Raw genomic sequence first — 2,255 nt, forward strand, 5'->3', positions numbered from 1 at the left:
GTCCTCGGTCTCGGTGACCAGCAGGCCGGCGGGCAATTCCTTTTCCAGCACCATCTTGAAGGCGCCGCGGCCGATGCCCGATTCCAGCTTCAGCTCGATGTGCGACAAGCGGCCGAGCCGGTTGAAACGCCACTGCGCCGCGCCGATGTCCATCACGGCAAGCCGCTGCCCCGCACGCGCGCGTGTCAACCCGCCCGCCACCCGCAGGCGCACCTCCTGCGTGCCGGCGCGCAACGCCAGGCTGTCGCCTTGCTTCACCTGCAGCCATTCCATTGCCGCCGGCGACAGGAAGATGGCGTCGTCGGCCAGCGTGTCAAAAGCGCGGTCGTCGGCCGGCACGCCGATCAGGTCGGGCGCGATGGCGCCGGCCTGGAAGACATCGATGCCCAGCACTTTCAGCGCACCCTGCCGTCCGGGTACCGCGGCATCGACCTCGACCACGGGACTGGCAACGGCCACCTCCTTGCGCTGGAGCAGCTGCGCATAAATCGCTTCGTCAAACGTGGGCTGGGTGCCGCGTACCTGCAGGTCGGCCTGGCCCGAGAGGCTTTTCACGGCAGCCGAAAACTCGTTGTAGGCGGCGGCATTGATCAGGTGGATCGCAAAACCGAGCGCCACGCCGAGCGCGATCGCGGCGGCTGCAACCAGGGCGCGCACCGGATGCGCGCGCCATTCGCCGAAGGTGAGCCAGCGTTGCAGCAGTGCGATCGATCCCCTGTTCATGCCGGCTGCAGCCCGTGGCGGGTGAGCACCAGCACGCGGTCGGCGGTCGCGGCGGCGGCATGGGAATGGGTGACGATGATGCCGGAGGCGCCGTTATCCTTGATTTCCTTGCGCAGCAGCAGCAAGACCTCGTGGGCGGTATCGGGATCGAGGTTGCCGGTCGGCTCGTCGGCCAGCAGCAGCCGCGGACGATGGACCAGCGCGCGCGCGATCGCCACCCGCTGCATTTCGCCGCCGGAAAGCTGGCGCGGATAATCCTGCCCGCGGTCCAGCAGGCCGACGGCGTCCAGCATCTGCGATGCACGCTCCAGCCCGGTCTGGTTCAGCATCAGGGGCAGGGCAACGTTCTGTGCGACGGTCAGGTGCGGCAGGATATGGAAGGCCTGGAACACGAAGCCGAATTTCTCGCGCCGCAGGCGGGTCGCGGCATCGTCATCGAGCGCCGTCATCGGCACGTTGTCGACGAGGATCTCGCCGCTGTCCGGCTTGTCCAGTCCGGCGATCAGATTCAGCAGCGTCGACTTGCCGACGCCGGACTCGCCCATGACTGCGACATATTCGCCGGCCTCAAGCGTGTAGTCGACGCCGGCCAGTACCTGCCTTCCGCTTGCATATGATTTAGTGACGTCCCGCAATAGGAGCATGTTGTTCAGGGAGAAACGATAGATGGTTTCGACATAAGCAAATACGCAAGCTTGCTTGTGTCGCCTCAAGGACGCAGCGGGTACGGCAAATATGATAACGAAAAAACCTGCCGTTCATTGCCACCGTTGCATCTGGCTTCCAGAGCAAGCTTGCATGACAGAACACACTTTCCACTCCGACCTGCAGCAGCCTGGATTCCTGCAGTTGTACCGCAAGGATCCCGCGGCCATCCGGAAGGAGCTGGAGGCCGGGCTGCGCGCGCCGGACGCTACGATTGCACCGAAGTACCTGTACGACGCGCTGGGCTCGAAGTTGTTCGAAGCGATCTGCGAGCTCCCCGAGTATTACCCGACCCGCACCGAGGCCAGCATCTTCTCGCAGCATCTTTCCGGCATCGCCCGTGCCATCGGCCGCGGCACAACCTTCATCGACCTTGGGGCGGGCAATTGCGCCAAGGCGGAACATCTGTTCCCGGTCTTGCAGCCGGCGCAATACGTGCCGATCGATATCTCGGTGGACTTCCTGCGTGATGCCGTCGAGCGCCTGCGCATCCGATATCCCGTGATTCGCATGCATGCCATCGGCATGGACTTCTCGCACACGCTCGAATTGCCGGAACAGGTGCGGCGCGAGAAGCGCCTGTTTTTTTACCCCGGGTCCTCGATCGGCAATTTCACGCCCGAGGAAGCGGCTGCCTTGCTCGGGCGCATCCGCGATGCCTGCGGGCGCGACGGCGGCCTGCTGATCGGGGTCGATCTGATCAAGGACAAGTCCCTACTCGATAAGGCCTACGACGACGCGATCGGCGTCACCGCGGCATTCAACCTCAACATGCTGCGCCATGTGAACGCGCTGCTCGGCGCCGACTTCGACGTGCGCCAGTGGCG

General features: G+C 64.7%; 2 protein-coding genes and 1 pseudogene. 1 reads left to right on the forward strand and 2 read right to left on the reverse strand.

All coding sequences use genetic code 11. The features are described from left to right. Together VFF99_RS21185 and VFF99_RS21190 are read right to left on the reverse strand one after the other, a co-directional pair. A pseudogene (locus tag VFF99_RS21185) lies at window positions 1-723 on the reverse strand (ABC transporter permease); the annotation flags it as partial. After that, window positions 720-1,367 (reverse strand): ABC transporter ATP-binding protein, encoded by a 648-nt coding sequence (locus VFF99_RS21190; protein ID WP_325020913.1) that lies wholly within the window; start codon window positions 1,365-1,367, stop codon window positions 720-722. The gene VFF99_RS21190 and the pseudogene VFF99_RS21185, both read right to left, overlap by 4 nt. A 154-nt stretch (window positions 1,368-1,521) precedes the next feature. Between VFF99_RS21190 and egtD the strand changes: the two genes are divergently transcribed. Further along, window positions 1,522-2,255: L-histidine N(alpha)-methyltransferase (gene egtD / locus VFF99_RS21195; RefSeq protein WP_325020914.1), on the forward strand; the 734-nt coding region annotated here is incomplete at its 3' end.

The sequence above is a fragment of the Noviherbaspirillum sp. genome (assembly GCF_035654295.1).
Lineage (GTDB): Bacteria > Pseudomonadota > Gammaproteobacteria > Burkholderiales > Burkholderiaceae_D > Noviherbaspirillum.

Excerpts from the sequence above, each read along its gene's own strand:
- VFF99_RS21190 (WP_325020913.1), bottom strand. The coding sequence starts at position 1,367 with ATGCTCCTATTGCGGGACGTCACTAAATCATATGCAAGCGGAAGGCAG.